Source organism: Aquimarina sp. AD10, from assembly GCF_003443715.1.
GTDB classification, from domain to species: Bacteria; Bacteroidota; Bacteroidia; order Flavobacteriales; family Flavobacteriaceae; genus Aquimarina; species Aquimarina aggregata.
On the sequence record NZ_CP031965.1, the window covers coordinates 5,159,538 to 5,177,846 of the forward strand.

General features: G+C 34.7%; 10 protein-coding genes. 3 read left to right on the top strand and 7 right to left on the bottom strand.

Annotated features, from left to right (window positions below; all coding sequences use genetic code 11):
* Nucleotides 1-73: 73 nt before the first annotated feature.
* From D1816_RS21400 to D1816_RS21410, 3 genes are all read left to right on the top strand, one after another.
* On the top strand, nucleotides 74-1,384 hold the full coding sequence (locus D1816_RS21400; RefSeq protein WP_118505582.1) for a dihydrolipoamide acetyltransferase family protein: 1,311 nt from the start codon (nucleotides 74-76) through the stop codon (nucleotides 1,382-1,384).
* A 133-nt stretch (nucleotides 1,385-1,517) separates the two neighbouring features.
* Nucleotides 1,518-2,585, top strand: coding sequence for a branched-chain amino acid aminotransferase (locus tag D1816_RS21405; RefSeq protein WP_233565222.1), 1,068 nt, complete (start codon nucleotides 1,518-1,520; stop codon nucleotides 2,583-2,585).
* A 61-nt stretch (nucleotides 2,586-2,646) separates the two neighbouring features.
* A complete protein-coding gene (locus tag D1816_RS21410) occupies nucleotides 2,647-4,746 on the top strand; it encodes a thiamine pyrophosphate-dependent enzyme (protein ID WP_118505586.1) in 2,100 nt (699 codons plus the stop codon).
* A 5-nt stretch (nucleotides 4,747-4,751) separates the two neighbouring features.
* On the opposite strand, the gene D1816_RS21415 is transcribed toward D1816_RS21410, so the two are convergent.
* From D1816_RS21415 to D1816_RS21445, 7 genes are all read right to left on the bottom strand, one after another.
* The gene (locus tag D1816_RS21415; protein WP_118505588.1) at nucleotides 4,752-5,357 is read right to left on the bottom strand and encodes a methyltransferase domain-containing protein; all 606 of its coding nucleotides are present in this window, start codon (nucleotides 5,355-5,357) and stop codon (nucleotides 4,752-4,754) included.
* Between the two features lie 268 nt (nucleotides 5,358-5,625).
* Nucleotides 5,626-7,263, bottom strand: a complete 1,638-nt coding sequence (locus tag D1816_RS21420; protein ID WP_118505590.1) for a M64 family metallopeptidase — start codon at nucleotides 7,261-7,263, stop codon at nucleotides 5,626-5,628.
* Nucleotides 7,264-7,298: 35 nt separating this feature from the next.
* Nucleotides 7,299-7,826 carry a hypothetical protein gene (locus D1816_RS21425; RefSeq protein WP_158597702.1) on the bottom strand — a complete coding sequence of 176 codons (528 nt, stop codon included), beginning with the start codon at nucleotides 7,824-7,826 and terminating at the stop codon, nucleotides 7,299-7,301.
* A 412-nt stretch (nucleotides 7,827-8,238) separates the two neighbouring features.
* Nucleotides 8,239-11,649 carry an amidohydrolase family protein gene (locus D1816_RS21430; RefSeq protein ID WP_118505594.1) on the bottom strand — a complete coding sequence of 1,137 codons (3,411 nt, stop codon included), beginning with the start codon at nucleotides 11,647-11,649 and terminating at the stop codon, nucleotides 8,239-8,241.
* 115 nt (nucleotides 11,650-11,764) lie between these two features.
* Nucleotides 11,765-14,851, bottom strand: coding sequence for a glycoside hydrolase family 2 TIM barrel-domain containing protein (locus tag D1816_RS21435; protein ID WP_118505596.1), 3,087 nt, complete (start codon nucleotides 14,849-14,851; stop codon nucleotides 11,765-11,767).
* A gap of 1 nt (nucleotide 14,852) precedes the next feature.
* Nucleotides 14,853-16,670, bottom strand: a complete 1,818-nt coding sequence (locus D1816_RS21440; RefSeq protein ID WP_118505598.1) for a glycoside hydrolase family 36 protein — start codon at nucleotides 16,668-16,670, stop codon at nucleotides 14,853-14,855.
* Nucleotides 16,671-16,691: 21 nt separating this feature from the next.
* Complete coding sequence (locus tag D1816_RS21445; protein ID WP_118505600.1) at nucleotides 16,692-18,284, bottom strand: solute:sodium symporter family transporter; 1,593 nt, start codon at nucleotides 18,282-18,284, stop codon at nucleotides 16,692-16,694.
* Nucleotides 18,285-18,309: the final 25 nt, after the last annotated feature.

Sequence of the window (18,309 nt, forward strand, 5' to 3'; positions counted from 1 at the left end):
CAATAGGTTTTAAAAGCGTATGAGGTCTATAGACAATATATAAATCACAAACTAACGAACATTAGTTAACCAAATGACAACAGTAGAATTAAAAATGCCCAAAATGGGTGAAAGTATATCAGAAGCTACCATTCTTAATTGGTTAAAGAAGGTTGGAGATTCTGTAGAAGAAGATGAAACGATCCTTGAAGTGGCTACAGATAAAGTGGATTCTGAAGTTCCTTCTCCTTGTACTGGAGTAATTGCTAAAATATTGTTTGAGCCTAATGAAGTAGTCGAGATAGGAAAAGTTATTGCTTTAATACATGCAGATGCTAGCCAAGTAGCTACAGAAGTAAAAGAAGAAGAGAATGCCTCTATTTCTAAAAAAGATACTCCTAAAAAAGATATTGTCAAGAGTAATAATAATGCCGTAAAGGTAGGTGTGGTTCAACAAAGATTGGTAGCTAATCCAGATGCATTTTTATCACCGTTAATTATAAGTATTGCCCAAAAAGAAAATTTATCGCTAGAAGAAGTGCAAAGTATTCCTGGAACAGGAGTAGATGGACGAATTCGCAAAAGTGATGTGATGCAATACTTAAAGCACAGAAAATATCCGCTACAAAGCATACCTCAAGCACCACAGGTACAAAAATCAACCTATGCTGCACCACAGATCCCATTTACAGAAGGAAAAGATCGCATTGTAGAAATGGATCGTATGCGCAAAATGATTGCAGATCATATGGTGTATTCTAAACATACATCGCCACATGTCACTAGTTATATCGAAGTTGATGTCACTAATATTGTTAATTGGAGAAATAAAGTGAAGATTGAATTTCAAGAGAAACATGGTGAGAAACTAACATATACTCCCATTTTTGTTGAAGCAGTTGCCAAAGCTATTCAAGAATACCCAATGATCAATGTTTCTGTAGATGATAAAAATATAGTCGTCCGTAAAGATATAAACATAGGTATGGCGACAGCATTACCAAGTGGCAACCTAATTGTTCCTGTTGTAAGAAATGCAGATGAAAAGAATCTTTTGGGGTTAGCAAAAAATGTAAATCACTTGGCAAATAGTGCAAGAAATAATGCATTAAAACCTGATGAGATCGGAGGAAGTACCTTCACAATTTCTAATGTAGGAACATTTGGTAGCTTAATGGGGACACCAATCATAAATCAACCTGAGGTTGCGATACTTGCTTTAGGGATTATTAAAAAACGACCAGAAGTGATTACAACAGAAAAAGGAGATGAGATAGCTATTAGAAGTATGATGTATTTATCACTATCCTTTGATCATAGAGTTGTAGATGGCTTCTTAGGAGGATCATTTTTACGTAAAGTAGGAGATGAGTTAGAAGCTTTTGATAGCAATAGAGAAATATAAATTAAATGCGCAAGGGATAGAAGTGGTATCCTTTTTAATTGTCACACTAGGCTTGTCGAAGTGCGAAAAATTAAAAAAGATATAGCGAATAGCCCGACCCAAAGGGATGTGCACTAAATAAAACAAAATGGAAATGCAGATTAAAACTACAAGAACCACAAATTCTAAACTAAAGGATATCGATTTTTCTACTATTCCTTTAGGAAGAACTTTTACGGATCATATGTTTATTTGTGAATATGAAGACGGAAAATGGAATAACCCAAGAATTGAACCTTTAGAATTAATTCCCACACATCCTGCGGCAATGGCGTTACATTACGGACAGGCCATTTTTGAAGGAATGAAAGCAACAGTTGGAAATAATAATACACCGTTGTTGTTTAGACCCGAAGAGAATGCCAAACGATTTAATCATAGCGCAGCCAGAATGGGAATGCCGGCAGTGCCAGAAAAACTATTTGTTGAAGCTGTTAAGCAAATTGTAGGTATAGAACAGGCTTGGATTCCACCACGAGAAGGAAGTGCATTATACTTGCGCCCTTTTATGTATGCAGATGAACCTTTTATAGGAATGAGAGCCGCAACAAGCTACAAGTTTATTGTAATATGTTCTCCTGCTGGCCCATTTTTTACAAAAAAAATTAGACTATACGCAGAAACAGAATATATACGGGCAGCCGATGGGGGAACAGGAGAAGCAAAAGCGGCGGGTAATTATGCGGCAGCTATTTTACCTACAGAAAAGGCTAAAGCCAAAGGATATGACCAAGTGTTATGGTTAGATGCCAATGAGCATAAATATGTTCAAGAAGTAGGAACAATGAATATCTTTTTTAAAGTAGCTGGTAAGTTTATTACACCAAGTACCAATGGCTCTATACTAAAAGGAATTACAAGAGATAGTGTAATCACATTACTAAAAGATAAAGGTTTTGAAGTAGAAGAACGACCGATTACGATCGACGAAGTTATTGCATATTCTAAAGAAGGAAAGCTTGAAGAAGCTTTTGGGACAGGAACTGCAGTTGCAATAGCAATGGTAGAGGCAATAGGTTATGAGGATGAGGTGATTACATTACCCGAAACTAATCCAGTAAGTATCGATGTAAAAAATACTTTGGATGAAATTAAAGTGCAAAAGAGAGATGATATCCATGGCTGGATAATACCAGTAGATGTTGAAGAAAAAGTAGGATAATTTGAACTTGCGACTTACAAGAAGACAATACTGAAATATCGTAAGTCAAAAATTGAAAAATATGTTAGCCCAAAAAACAATAACAAAAGAAATATTACAAAAGGCATTCTCTACATTGTGTACTGCAAAAAGTATGACAGAGCTTTATGAAGAGAATTTTAAAACGGTATCAAAATATGTACATGCTACATCAAGAGGGCATGAGGCAATTCAGATAGCAGTTGCTATGCAGTTGCTACCTCAAGATTATGCATTTCCTTATTATCGTGATGATTCTTTATTGCTAGGTATAGGAATGCGACCATATGATTTAATGCTACAGTTATTGGCTAAAAAGGAAGATCCCTTTTCTGGTGGAAGAACATATTATTCACATCCTAGTTTGCGGGATGCTGATAAGCCTAAAATTCCTCATCAATCCTCTGCAACAGGAATGCAGGCAATTCCTGCTACCGGGGTTGCTATGGGAATGCAGTATAAAGAAATAATAGGAATTGATCACACTTCGCAAGATGATTTAGATAAGAGTGAGATAGTAAAACAGCCTATGGCTGCGCCTCTGGTCGTGTGCTCGTTAGGTGATGCATCGGTTACCGAAGGAGAGATAGCAGAAGCTTTTCAAATGGCGGCTTTAAAACAGTTACCAATATTGTACCTAGTACAAGATAATGGTTGGGATATATCGGCTAATGCGGCCGAAACCAGAGCACAAAGTGCTTTTGAATATGCTAATGGGTTTAATGGATTGGATGCGATTACTATTGATGGAGCCAATTTTACAGAGAGTTATCTTGCTTTGCAAGAGGTATTTAAAACAATTCGCGAAGAAAGAAGACCCATCTTAGTACATGCAAGAGTACCTTTATTAAATCACCATACATCAGGAGTGCGAATGGAGTGGTATCGAGATGATTTAGAAGAAGCACGTTCTCGTGATCCGTATCCAGTATTAAGAAATCAATTATTATCAAATGGATTTACAGAAGATGAAATTAATGCGTTAGAAGAAGATGCAAAAAGTAAGGTAAGTAAAGACCTTGAAGAAGCGCTTAAAGCAGAAGATCCAAAACCTGAAGATCTGTTTACTCATGATTTTGCGCCAACACCAATTACCGAAGAAAAAGGAGAAAGATCACCATCTGACAAAGAAGAAGTTGTTATGGTTGATTGCGCTTTATTTGCGGTAGAAGAATTAATGAAGAAACATAAAGAATGTCTTTTATATGGTCAGGACGTAGGCGGACGTTTAGGAGGTGTGTTTAGAGAGGCAGCTACATTGGCTCAAAAGTTTGGTGATGAACGTGTATTTAATACTCCAATTCAAGAAGCATTTATTGTTGGGTCTACCGTTGGGATGTCGGCTGTAGGGTTAAAACCAATTGTAGAGGTACAGTTTGCCGATTATATTTGGCCAGGTCTTAATCAATTATTTACCGAAGTGAGCCGCTCTTGTTACCTATCAAATGGTAAATGGCCAGTTTCAATGATACTAAGAGTTCCTATTGGAGCATACGGTAGTGGTGGGCCATATCATTCTTCATCAGTAGAGTCGGTAATTACAAATATTCGCGGAATTAAAATTGCATACCCTAGTAATGGTGCTGATCTTAAAGGGTTAATGAAAGCTGCTTATTACGACCCTAATCCTGTAGTTATTTTAGAGCATAAAGGATTGTATTGGTCTAAAGTTAAAGGAACAGATGCTGCCAGAACAATAGAACCTTCAGAAGATTATGTCTTACCTTTTGGAAAAGCAAATATTGTACAACAAATATGGCCACAAGATGAAAAAGAAACACTTACTGTAGTTACTTATGGTATGGGAGTACATTGGGCTTTAAATGCTACAAAAGACAGAAAAGAAACAGTAGAAATAATTGATTTGCGAACGCTGTACCCTCTGGATGAGGAAACAATAATGGAATCTGTAAAGAAAAGTAAAAAGTGCCTTGTTGTTACAGAAGAACCAAGTAATAATTCATTTGCAAGAGCCTTGGCAGGAAAAATTCAAGAAGAATGTTTTAGGTATTTAGATGCTCCAGTAGTAACCATTGGATCAGAAAATATGCCTGCAATTCCTTTAAATAGTACGTTAGAACAAACAATGATTCCTTCAACAGAAAAAGTAAAAATTAAAATCGAGGAATTACTAAAATATTAGAACAGCTATTTTTTTAAGAAAATTCCGAAGAATTCATTTCCCAGTCTTTCAGGAATAGAATTGTAACATTTTTCGAAGGTGACGGTATTAAAATTGGTTTCTAAATAGGAAAGATAAAGCTGTTTATCTCCGCCAAAAGGGCGTTTCTCCATATCTCCTGTAAGTGGTATGTCGAACCAAAGCCCTACAAGTTTACCATTTGTTGTTAAGAGGTTTGCCATTTGTTTTACATAGGCAAACCTATTTTCAGGGGTAGGAACAAATGAGCAAAAGAAAGTCTGTTCTAAAATTAGATCGTAGTCTCCAGATAAGGTAAAGAAATCACCTAGTAATAATTGTGACTTTGGAAAATTAGAAACTCTTTCTAAAAAAGAGTCTAACGGGGTTTGAGAAATGTCTAGTACATATACATTATAAAACCCGTTTTGAAATAAATATTCGGCTTCATAGGCATTTCCAGCTCCAGGAATTAAGATTTTAATGCTTTTGTCAGTTAATTGATCGATGTAGTTCTTAAAGGGCGTTGCTGCATATCCAATATCCCAACCAGTTCGATTTTCGGCATATCGTTTTGTCCAATACGAGCTTTCTTCAGATTGATTCTTATTCATGTTAAAAAGAGAAATATAATGTTCAAATTACAAATAGTTCAATTTATGACATCTAACTTAAACCAGGATTACTTATTTGAATAGTTTTAGAAAACTAATCTTTTTTGGGATATCGAATTGATAGATTTTAAAAAAAATATCTAAAAATTATTGATAGTTGTAATCTGTGCCATTGAGCGGAGTCGAATTGTGTTGAAAATCAAGATATACAATTTCTCGACTCCGCTCGAAATGACAGAAAAATTATCTTTTTAGACTACCTCTTTTTTTATTCTTTTACAAATCTTTTGACTATAGAAGAGCCATCATCATATTTTACAATAACAATAAAAGTTCCTGATTGTAATACAGACACGTCTAACATTAGGGTATCGGTATTAAATTTTTCTTCTAAAATTAATTCTCCGGATAGTGCGAAAACAGAAATTACTCCGGTATTTTGATCTGGTGGGCCTTGTATATGCAGTTCGCGAGTTACTGGGTTTGGAAATAAGGCAATTTGGTTTTTTACTTCTTTTGAATTAGGTAGATTTTCTTCTGGTCTAAGAGCCGAAGATCCAGCACTGCCAAGTACAACAGTAATATATTCTGTATAGTCACTAGTTCCTACACTATTTTTACTCCTAACTCTAACATACTGGGTACTACCAGCAGGAAGGTCATTTAAATAGTAATAATAAGAACTAGTATTCCCATGAAATTCCCATTCACTTCCAGTCCATCTTTGAATATCATAAGATGTAGCTTCGTCTACAGTGGTCCAATAAATCCCAAAATAAGTAGGGTTTATATTGTAAGATTTTAAATCTGTAGGTCGGGCAGGGGTCGCTACATCGGTACCATTAAGTTGAACGGTAACATAGCTGGTCCATTCACTTGCACTTGTAGAATTAGTTGCACGAACCCTTGCATACTCTGTACCATTGGGCACTAGACCTGAAAATGAAAATGAAGTAGTACTAGTGTTGCCTTTATTTATCCAATCACTTCCATTCCATAATTGTATGTCATATGAAGATGCGTTTGATACACTAGACCAAGTAATTCCAAATGAGGTAGCTCCAACATTTTGCGCTACTAAATTTGCTGGAATAGCGAGGGTTTCTCCACCACCATCTCCGCCTAGGTTATTGGTAACCTTACGGATATGATTTTGGCAAACTAGGCAAAAATTACTGGATAGATAACGCATTTTACAGGATTGATGAGGTCTGTAATAATTGCTCCCAGGGCTTTCATAGCGATAAATTCCTACACCAGCTCGTCCAATAAATTGGCGCCATCTGTTAGTAGAAGAACTTCCGTTAGAAGTCTGATTTGCTTTCTCTTGAGCTCTGAACCAGTATTCATCGGCCAAATCAGCATAACTATGCCCTAGTTCATGCACAAGAAGATCAGGAGCCGCACTATTGGTTGAAAGTGTAGCATAAGCCCCTCCTGATCCGCCATATCTGGAATCATTAACTATAATTATTCCTTGATCAGACTGCGGAAACGAATTATTAATTACACTGGATATTCTTCCACTTCTTGTTGCAACTAGAAGCCGTTGTATTCCGCTATAATTAAAAGTACTACCAAAATAATTATTAATTAGATTATTTGGTGAACTTGCCGCTCCTTGGGAATTTGACGGCACCTTAACAGCAATTACATTAAAATTAGCCTTAAGTGATCTAAAAGGTTCCATTTGAAACATCTTGTTTGTCGCCGAAGTTACATCCGAAATATATCTATTCATTTGACTAGGCAGATATCCATCACCAACAAATACCAAATTTATTTTTGACGATGGAGCGCCATTTCGTATGATATATTCATAAGGAAAAGATTGTGCTTTGACTACTAGAGATCCAAACAAAAGTGGAAATAGTAACAAAATAATGTGTAGTAATTGTTTTTTCATGTGATTTAGGTTTTAAGATAAAATATGAGTGAGAATTATTCTCGAATTTTAAATAGTTTAGCTGCGCCGGGGTTTCCTAAAGAATCGGTTTTTTCAATTAAAATAGCTTTCATGTCTGGTGAATATCTGGCCCGAACGGTTAAGGTAGCCTTTTCAAGTTGCATTTCTACGTGCTCAAATTTAAGGTCATCTTCGTTACCAATAACATATTCATGTTCTACGGTCAATGGATCGTCGAGTATCGTGTTTTTAATTAGTTCATGTTCTGCGTTTAAAAAAGATAACATCCATTTTCCTGAAACACGTTTAGGAGCTGGCGTAATGTCTTTTTTTAAAAGACCATCTACAATACTGATTTCATAAAGAGAGAGTGAGTCCTTCTTTGTACTGGACGATTTATAGACATTTAAAATGATTGAAATGATCATGTCTTTAGGATCTTTTAGACTACTGCTTTCTTCATTTTTTGTAGTATCTAATTTGATTGGTGAACATGAAAAAATTATTGAAAATAAAAGGAGTGAAAATAAGTGTTTTGGTGTTTTAAATAAATGATTGGTCATTTTGGTTAGGGGGTCTAAAAGTGATTTTTGGTTGTAAGAATGCACAAAAATAGTCATTTCTAGATTTTAAAAACATTGAATTTGGTTGATTTTGTTTAATACCACAAATAGATTTATATAGAGTAATATGAATTCAACGACTTGATTATTAGTGGTTAGTGTGTTTTTTAAGCTAAAACATACGGAGAAAGCATAGCCTTTTTCCGTTTAAAATACACTTAATACTCTATTAAAATGTAATGAACTAGATTTCGCATTTTAATGTACCGTAATTAAAAAGCCTTAACATTTAAAATAGATTAAAGAATTATAATTGAAGTTTCTATTTTTTCTTAAAACTAAAAGTGCTAGCAAGATACTAGCACTTTTAATTTATTTTATATAAACGGTATTATTTGAATAATTTAAACACTTATTTTTTGATCCCTGGGATTCCCTTTGGTTTTTTAGTTTGCCAATGAAAAACTTCAGCTTTTTGTTCTTTAGGCCATACTTCATCTAACGTATCGGCATTATATACTCTACCATTTTTTATAACTTGCGTAAGTGTATTTGTATTACGAATATTTTCTAATGGATTTTTTGCTAGAATCAATATATCGGCAAGCTTTCCTTTTTCAAGACTTCCTAGGTCATTATCTAGGCCTAACGCCTGCGCTCCTAGTATTGTAGCGACTTTAAGCGCATCATGATCTTTCATTCCGCCACTACCTACAGACCATAATTCCCAATGAAATCCTAGGCCTTGTAATTGTCCATGACTTCCAACACCAGCAAGACCTCCTGCTTCAACTAAATCTTTCATAAATTCTGCATGCTTTTTAAACACATGTTCTTCATCCATAAACCATCCTGGTCTTCTTCTAGATTTACGTGCTAATTCTTCGTAGGGAGTAAAGTATTGTATTTTTTGATCCCCCCACACATTTTCTCGTGAGTAATAATAGTTTTCTGCCCATGGCCCTCCATAAGAAACTAATAGAGTTGGTGTTAATGCCATTTTAGAATCGGCAATAGTTTTTACGACATCTTTATAAATAGGATAGATAGGTAACGAGTGCTCATGACCTGGATATCCGTCCAATAATTGCGTCATATTTAATTTAAAATTAAGAGCTCCTTCTGTTGTAGGTATTAATTTCAATTCTTTTGCCGCCATAATGATCCATTGTCTTTGCTGACGATTACCAACCATATACATTTTGATACTTTTAGTATTGTAATAGTGGCTGTATTGCTTTAATACATCTTTTGCATGATCCAGACTCTCTATTTGATATTGCCAGAATCCGACACCTGGACCAGTACTATATATACGTGGTCCGTGCAGTGTACCAGCTTCTACCATATCAGAATAGGTAAGGACATCTGTAGTACCAGTTTGAGGGTCACGGGTTGTAGTTACCCCGTAAGCAAGATTAGCAGAATATGTCCAGGCTTGATTTTTATGAATGCCCCAAGTGGGTCTCATATGTGCATGGGTATCAATAAATCCAGGCATCAGAGTTTTTCCAGAAACATCTATAGTTTTTGTATTGGAAGGTACAGTTAAGCTTCCTGAAACTCCAATAGCTTTAATTCTATTATTTTCTACTAAAATATCTCCGTTTTCAATTACTTCAGAACCATTCATTGTAATAATTCGTCCTCCCTTTAATAATAAATTACCTTTTGGAGTGTCTTTTTCATACGTGACTTTTACTTTAAACTCTTGGGCTTCAAATTTAGGTTCCTTCTTTTTTTCTTTATCGTCGGTTTTTGTAGAATCAGATTTTTTTTCAGTTTTCTTAAGTTCTTTTTCTTTCTTTTTAGCAGCAGCTAAGCTATCGGCAAACTTTTTTCCAGCTGCAATGTCATATCTAAAGTGACTTGCTCCCAAAGACCAATGAACTTTTTTACTGTCTGTAGACCAGCTAGGAAATTCTCCTCCCATAACTGTTAGTTTCATAGCAGGAAAAGCTGCTTGATCAGCTTTTGCTAGGGATATAGATGGTGTTTTACCATATCTTGGAATAATGACGGTATAAATATCATTATTTATTTGTGCTAAGGCTGTTTTTCCGTCAGGAGAAATTTGTATTTCAGATGGCCGTGAAGCATTTTTATTTGCAGCACCGTATTGTTTGGATAACAAAGCAAAACAAGCATCCATTACATGATGATGATCGTCTTTACCAGAGCTATCACGAAAACCATAAGTGGTAATTCCAGTTAATTCTAAGTGTTGTTTTTCGTCAGATCCATCCCATCGAATAGAAATTAGCCCTTTTTTATTGCTAGTTAAGTAAATACGATCATCTACTTTGGTAAAGTGAGGGTTTTGTCTTCCTTTAGTTTTGTCGATCATCTTAATATCACCACCTGCTGCGGGTATCCAGACTAAATCTTCCTGAACTCCATTTGAAAATGGATTTATTGCATCATCATAGACCTGTGCCGATCCTTTATGAAATGCAATTCGATTAGAGCGATAAGACCAAGATGGTTTAGTATATATACCTGATTCTTTTGTTAACTGTATTGGTTTAGGTCTCCCTTCGATATTAACTTTAAACAAATGCCCTCCTCCTTGTTTCCAGGTTGTATATACAATGTATTTTCCGTCAGGAGACCATGTTGGCTGCGCTTCGGTAAAGTTGTTTGTAGTTAGCCTTTTAGGAGTACCGTTAGGCAAATTCATAAGATATAAACGATTTAATGCTGTAAACGCGAGTTTAGAACCATCTGGAGACGGTTTTGCATCACGTATCTGAGTCACTAAAGCATTTTTGTCATCTTTTATAGGGTATTTAAAATCTAATCTAGGTCCTAGATTGAGTTTAACATCTACTTTGAAAGGAATTTCTGTTGCGGCATTATTCTCTAAAGAAATCTTATATATTTTACCACCATACGAAGCGATAAGGTTTTTACTATCAGGTGTAAAAGACATTGCTGGTAAGACGCCTAGTGGTGCTATAGATTCTTGTTCATCTCTTTGTACAGGGTAGGCTAACCAACGTTCTTTTCCTGTTTTTAAGTTTCTAAGCATAAGTCCTGTTTCGTCCTCAAAACGAGAACCATATACCAACCAATTGCCATCATTAGAGAGTGTTGGAGTAAATGCAGATCCATATCGAGATGTTATGATATCAACATCTCCATCTTCCATGTCATAAGTTCCTATTTGATATTGTGGTAATTGGGCGTTATAATCCCAGGAACCTTTACGTCTTGAGAAATATAGTAGTTTACCATCGGGGCTAATAGCTGGGTCAATAGCTTTTATATCTTCTGGCTTATCAAACAATTGACTTCCTGAACCACTTTCTTTATGATAAACATGTAATTTAATACTACCACGTCCTTTTGATCCAACGATATATTCTCCATCAGGAGTCCATTCTGCAGAATAGAAATTATGCTTTTTTTCTTTGGTAATTTGTTTATCCTCTTTGGTAGAAAGGTCTAAAGTCCAAATATTATCTGATCCACTTTTATCAGAAATAAAAACTAATGATTTACCATCAGGACTATATCTAGGGTGTACATCATAAGCCATTCCTTTTGTTATTTGTGTAGCATTACCTCCTGTAATGGGTATGGTGTAAATATCACCCATAAGATCAAAGACAATAGTCTTTCCGTCGGGACTTACATCTAGAGAAATCCAAGTTCCTTTCTCTGTGGTGAAAGAAATAGTTCGTTCAGGTTCTAGAGGAAGCTCTTTTGTAGCTTTTTTAATAGTATCATTTTCCGTTTTGTTTTCCTGAGATATTCCAATAAAAGAGATTAGAAAAAAAAGGGCATAGACAATCCTATGCTGATTAGTGTAAAATTTCATTGACTGAGAATGTTGAATTAATTTAGTCCCTAAATATAAATAAATTAAAAAACAGTAACTCTTAAGGTTATCTTAACTTGAAAAACAGTATCCTGTACAAAATAGTCTAAGATGGCTAAAGCGTTTTACTTGCTTTTAAGGTAAAAGAGAAAGTGTAATGATCTAATGAATATCGATATTTGTCTAAAGGGAAGGCTCCCCACGAATCGATACCCCCAATACCCATTTGAAAATGATCTAAACATACAGATACTGCATTTTCTTTTTGAAGCTCAATATGATGTAAAATTCCCCGTTTCTCTTGGGTTAATGTCTCTGGACTATAATACAATGTACTAAAGCTGAATTTCGGGCTTCCTGAAATTTCTAATTGTGCTCCATTAGTGTTTTTTAGAATTAGTTTTCTAGTATCTTCTCGATTACCGGTTTCTTGCGGACTTATATAATCATGTGACATATGATCTACCTCTTTTTCATACAGACCTATATGTGCAGCATGTTTTCTGTCGATATAATTTTCAAAAGGACCTCTGCCAAACCATTTAATCTTAGTAAAAGAGCTGTTGGTTTTAAAGTATAACCCTAATCGGGGTAACTCAGGCAACTGCATAGAGCCTGGTTCAAAATAACAATCAATAGATAATACGCCATTATTAGTGATAGAATATTTCATTTTAAAAGAACAATCGACATCAGGTAGTATTAAAGTGGTATTGATAATAACTTGATGTTTAGATTGTTTGACAAGTTTGATATCCTTTAACGTATGATTTTGTCCAGCATATCTCCATATTTTTGTACGTTCAGGCATAGTATTGCCAAAGTCGTTGTCATTAGGAGCTCTCCAGAAATTAGGGCGCATAGGTTCATCAATGTACTGTGTCCCGCGATAGGAAAATGAGGTTAGTAATCCAGTTGCTAAACTTATCTGAATAACAAAATTTTCACCAGATATTTGGTATGATTCTTTTATCTCTGAAATAAAAAGTTCTTTTTCTGAAAAGAAGTCGTTAGATTCTTTTCCGGAAGGAGATTGGAGTAAAAATTGTTCTTTTGCGACTTCATGACCAAAGGGAATTGACTTATCGTCTTCTTTACTAAAAATAGCCTGAAGATTTAAAAAATATTCTATACTAGGATTAAGATCAAATTGATAATCAATTTGAAATTGACTTGAGTAACCGGCATCAATTGTAAGGTCTTTAAGTAACCCAGAACAAATATTCCCTTCTTCTGAAGATACTTCCCAATTAATATGAAAGTCTGAAAGAGAGATAAAATCAAAATCATTGCTAATTTCTATAATACCTTTTTTTAAATCAATGACTTTGAAATTAATAGATTGGTAACATTTCTTTACTTCCCAAATGGCAGGATGTGGTGTACGATCTGGAAATAACAATCCATTAATACAAAAGTTACCATCACTGGGAATATGTGTAGCGCCAAAGTCTCCGCCAAATTTCCAATATTTTTCACCTTCTTTTGTATATGCTGTAATACCTTGATCTACCCAATCCCATATAAATCCACCTTGTAAAGTGGGGTATTTCTGAATCAAATTCCAATAGTCTATTAGGTTTCCTACACTATTTCCCATAGCATGTGCATATTCACACATGATAAAGGGTCTTTTTGGATTTTTTTTGGCATATTTCTCAATCTCTTCGATAGTCGGATACATAGGGCATACGATATCCGTATTTTCTTCTTCTCCTGCTTGCTCATATTGCACAGGTCTGGTAGTGTCTTTAGATTTTATCCATTGATATGCTGCTTTGAAATTTGGACCATTTCCAGCTTCGTTGCCCAAAGACCAGATAATTATAGAAGGATGATTTTTTGTACGCTCAAACATTCTAGATACTCTATCCAAATGAGCAGATTTCCACTCGGATAAATTACAGGGATGAACAGATGCATCATATGGAGTTGAATAATTTGATCCCATACCATGAGTTTCTATATTAGCCTCGTCGATAACGTATAATCCATACTCATCACATAACTCGTACCATCTAGTCTTATTTGGATAGTGACTATTTCGTACCGCATTGATGTTATATTGTTTCATCAATTTGATATCAAGAATCATACTTTCTTCAGAGATAACACGTCCAGTCACTTCGTCATGTTCATGACGATTTACACCTTTTATGGTTATTGCTTTTCCATTAATCAAGAGTTGAGCATTCATTATTTCTACTTTTCTAAACCCTATTTTGGAGTGTATAACTTCTAAAATGTTTTTTTCTTGATCTATTAATTTTAATGAAAATTGATAGAGGTTTGGTGTTTCTGCAGTCCACTTTAATGGTTTAGGAAGATGTTCTTTAATAGAAAAGAGAGAATTTTCTGAAGTAGATTGAATACCTATTGTTTTCGTAAAGAAAAGATCATTATTATTGTCGAATATCTCACATTCAACAGTGCCGTTCCATAATTGATTGTTTGTGTTTTGGATTGAAACATTAAGATCTAATATTCCATCATTATAATCTGAAGTTAGGTCTGCTTTCACAAAATAGTCCTGAATGTATATTGCATTTCTTGAAAACAAATAAACTTCTCGTTGTATACCGCTTAAACGCCAAAAATCTTGACATTCTAGATACGACCCATCACACCATCGATATACTTCTACGGCCACAGTATTTTCACCTTTTATGAGATGTTCTGTAATGTTAAATTCTATAGGAGTCATCGAATCCTGATTATAGCCTATCCATTGCCCATTTATCCAAAAATGAGCTGCGGATTTTACAGATCCAAAATGAATAAAAACTTGCTGTCCTTGCCAATTATCTGGAACGGTAAATGTCTTTTTATAGGAACCAACAGGGTTGTCATCATGTGGAATATAAGGAGGGTTTTTAGGAAAAGGATAGCGATCATTGACGTAGATAGGGACACCAAACCCTTCTAATTCCCAATTTGCAGGGACATTAATTTGATCCCATGCAGAAGTGTCAAAAGACTGCTTTTGAAAATTACTAGGTCGACGATCTGGACGATCAGAATATTTAAAATACCATAGGCCATTTAAAGATTTAAATCTAGAGGAATATTCTTTTTTATTTTCTTTAGAAAAGCTAAAATCCTCATAGGGAAACATATTGGCGTGTGGTTTTTCTTGGCCAATGGCAAATACTTTAGGGTTTTCCCAAAAATGGGCGCTATCAAAATTGATTTCTGATTTCATGTTAAACTGCTGATAGAGTTATCATTCCTGAAATAGGTGCTTCTATGGATATGAGTCCTTTTTGAAATGAATTTGTAGTGTTTTTAATTATATTCCCTTGACAATCTATGATGGAGATTTTATAAGATTTTTGACTAGATACAGTATTAAGAATTATTTTTTCTGATGTTTTTCCGTTAATTATATCAATATATTGAGCTTCACTAAAGAGGTCAATTACAACATCTGCATACACTGCAATAATCTCCTTTTTTTCTGTAATAGTTCTCACCACAGGATAATTTTCTGAAGGCCCTATTGCCGTTAAATTTCTACTTAATAGTATGTCTTGGTTTTGTATCCAATAGGAAGTGTAGAACAAAACCATTTGTTTATGAGATTCTAAAATTTCACCAAGACGAACAGATACCTGAGGAACCGAAAACAAAATATTTACAAATTGCAAAGCAGCTAATGCCACAGGTTCATCATAATTCCACATAAACATATCCGAATGTATAGCGGTATCTCCAGAAAGTAACCTTAGATCAATTATACGTCTTCGGTTAGTAACAGCATCATTGGGGCAATCATGTGCTCTTAGCATATTACCACATTTTCGTAATGCAGGTCCTATGTAATGTTGTCTAAATTCAATTAAAATATTAGGATTAATTGCTATTAAGGCCTCTTTTATATCTGTCATTAATCGATCTACTGCTGGACCAATTGCGGCATAATCTCTGCCATCTTCTAAAGTCAAAATGGTTTCTGGATACGGTATAAAATGATCAATAAAATCAAGTTTAAAACCATCTAGCTTCCAGTTTTTAAGAGCATTTGAATAAATAGTAACGAGGTATTCTCTTATTTCAGGATATCTGGGATCAACAATAGCGGCTTGAAACTCTTCAGAAAAATGAAGAAACTTTCCTTTAAATTTCTCATAAGCTTTAGAGTATTTTCCAAAAAAGGGAACAGAATACCATAACATTATTTTCATATCTAAACCATGGATATCAGAAACAAAATTAGACATTTCCGGAAAACGTTCTGGTAACCAATCTCCGGTATATGCATACCCACGATTATTATCATTTGTTTGCCAACCATCGTCAACGATTATAGTACGGTAACCCATTTCTGATGCTATTGTACATTCTTTTAGAAGGGTATCACTACTAATTTCTTGATGATAGGAGTACCATGTAGAATACATGGGTTGTTTTGCTATTTCAGGAACGCTCATGGGAGTATATTTAGTAAAAGACTCCCACCAATCAGAAACTTTACCTAAAGAGTGTTCATATCGATGTTTTCTATAATCTAATAAGATGCTAATTTCATAATCTTTAAAATCAGGAACATTTTCGGTAAACAAGATTACATTACAATATACCCACCCATCTTCTTCTCTAAGTCCTGCACCTAATGATAAGGTGTTAATAGCATCAGAACAGGCAAATGTATGTAAGTTTTGATCATTATGACCATAAAGACATAGTATAGGTGCCTCGTAAGCAGTTCTTGAAACAAGCATGCGTTCTGCATCAAACTCTGCAAACACACGTCGATCACTTTCATAATTTGATAACCAGGTTCCTTTAAGATTAATAGCAGGGATTTTCCATACTAGTTTAACAGGTTTTGTATTTTTAGGAGTAGATGAGCTTAGTTTTACAGTTGTAACATATAGCTCTTTTTCTAATTGGTTTATTTGAGATGATATGCTAAAACCAAAGTGTTCCTCCTTTGTATATAGTGATATTCCATCATAAGGAAGTTGTTCTTTGCCTATTTCTTGAAGAAAACACCAGCCTTTTGTTGTTAAGTTAGCCATAATGATATTGAGTTATTCTTGTTACGATGCCACACCTAATGGGGAAAAGAAAATATAAGTTGCGATTACAATAATGATCAGTAATAAGGATATTAGGTGTCTATATTTCCAGGGTTTAATATCTACTATTTTTTTATCTATTGGTTTATACGGCACTTTCATAGGATAGAATTTACCAAAGAATAGCATGATTGCCGTACTTGTTAGAAACAAAATTGCCATTATATGAAGAAAATGTAGTCCTGTTTCGAATACCAATTGCGTAAGTCCGTAACAGGTGATAAAAAATATCAGAGCTACTTTAGCACCAATTGGAGGTACTTTTTTAGTGACAAATCCTACGAATAGAATTGTGAATATAGGTACACTAAAAAATCCGGCCACTTTTTGGATATAGTCAAAAAAACCACCATCTACGAAAGCTATAAAAGGAGCGATAAACATAGCGGTCATAGCCAGAAATACCTGTAAATATTTACTTTTCTTGATTAGTTTTAAATCTCCAATTTCTTTGTTTTTATCCTTTAGGTACGGCTTGTAAATATTCAACATAAATAAAGTACTAGAACTATTAAGACCAGAATTAAATGTAGTAAGTGCTGCCCCAAAAATGATGGCTGCCATAAACCCTGTTAAATATTCTGGCATTACATCCCCAATTAAACGCGGATAAATTTCTGCAGTGTTCTCTACATTAAAATAGATATGCAAGGCTATAAGTCCTGGAATATTTAATAAAATCGGAGAGATTACTTTTAACACACTTGCCAGTGCAATACCCTTTTGACCTGCAGCTAAATTTTTGGCTCCTAAAACACGTTGCATGATATATTGTTCGGTTCCCCAGTAATTTAAGTTAACCAATAGCATACCTGTAAATAATGTGCTAAAGGGAACGGGAGAATCGGGTTTGCCTATAGCATTAAGGTGCTCTGTGTTTTGTGTTAAAATCATGTCGAGACCTACAGAAAAACTACCTTCTCCTATGTATAGTAATCCAAAAAACGGAACTAACAAACCACCAATAACAAGGCCTATACCATTGATTGCATCAGAAACAGCAATTGCCTTTAACCCTCCAAAAATGGCATATATACTTCCTACGATACCAATAGACCATACAAGAATCCATATTGTAGCCCAATTGCTTAATCCAAAAACGCCAGAGAGATCAAACATTCCATTAAAAGCTACTGCACCTGCATATAAAACCGGTGGCATCATATTAATAACATACCCAACTAGAAATATAATAGATATCCATTTTTTTATACTCGAATCAAACCTATCTTCTAAAAAGTCGGGTGTGGTTACAGATCCATTTTTGAGATAAATGGGTAGAATAAATTCGGACACTATAATTAAGGATAATATAGAGGTCATCCCCCAAGCCATTACAGCAACACTATCATTATATACCTGTTCATTTTCTCCGATAAAGTTATTAGCACTCATATTGGTTAAAAAGAGTGATCCACCAATAACGAACCATCCGAGACTTCTTCCTCCTAAAAAGTATCCATCAGATGTATTTAGAGCTTCTCCTTTGGTTTTACGATAAGATATATACGCAACAAGCAAGGTGAATAGTATAAATGTAGAAACAGCCAGCATAGTTTCGAAGAGTATTAAGGTGATA